Here is an 823-nt window from a genome sequence, read left to right on the forward strand (position 1 = left end):
CACGTTCTTCAGGGTGCCGGTGGCGGCCTTCTGGTCACCGCTCGACCCGACAACGCCGGCCTTGGTGTCGGCGGAGGCTCCGCCGGTCGACACGTGCTTGGTGGGGACCGTGGTCTCCACCGTGTACGGGGTGGCGTTGACGAGGTTGGCCTTGGCCTGCCCGTACCAGAACGCCGCGACCTGCTGAGCGGCGAGGTTGGTGTTGGCCAGGTTCACGGCCGGAACCGAGTCGGCGTGAGCCGGGGCAGCGATCGCCGCGGAGGCCAGCAGGCCGGCCGCGATCCCGCCCAGAGCGAGAGTGCGCTTCATTGGAATTCTCCTGGTCTGTCGTGGGGCGTCACCTGCGCCCCATCCGTCAGTGAGGAACGAGGAGAAAGTTATAGGAGGAAATGGGGTGACGTAAGTGGGTTCGTGACCGTGCTCTGGAGGGGGGTGCCTCACGAGGGCGATGTGGATCATGTGCGAAGGATGTTTTGGCTGATCATCGCGGGTGTGGAGCGGTGTCCGATACCCGCTTCATTGGACCGATTCAACGCCTGCTGTGATGCAAATCACACTTTGGAACGAAACCAACACATCGGACAACCCGTCAAAGCGGCCACGCTCAGGGCGGAGCGGAGGCCGGCGGCCGTCTGGACGCAGACCCATGAATGGGACGAACGGCATATTCGGGACCGTCAGTCGAGAGATCGAATGAGGCGAGTCCGCGCCCCGTTGTTTCCGGCAGTGCGGCGCCGTTGTCGACGACGTGAGGCGAGGCGGCCTGGTGGCCGGCTGATCAAGACTCTCCGCGAGTGCGCAATGCGCCGGACTGTTTTGGGGT

General features: G+C 64.6%; 1 pseudogene. It reads right to left on the reverse strand.

Features of this window, described 5'->3' with window-relative positions:
- A pseudogene (locus tag FLX08_RS39995) lies at positions 1-309 on the reverse strand (trypsin-like serine peptidase); the annotation flags it as partial.
- Between the last annotated feature and the right edge of the window lie 514 nt (positions 310-823).

Origin of the sequence: Microbispora hainanensis, from assembly GCF_006874475.1 — a bacterium.
Taxonomy (GTDB): Bacteria; Actinomycetota; Actinomycetes; order Streptosporangiales; family Streptosporangiaceae; genus Microbispora; species Microbispora hainanensis.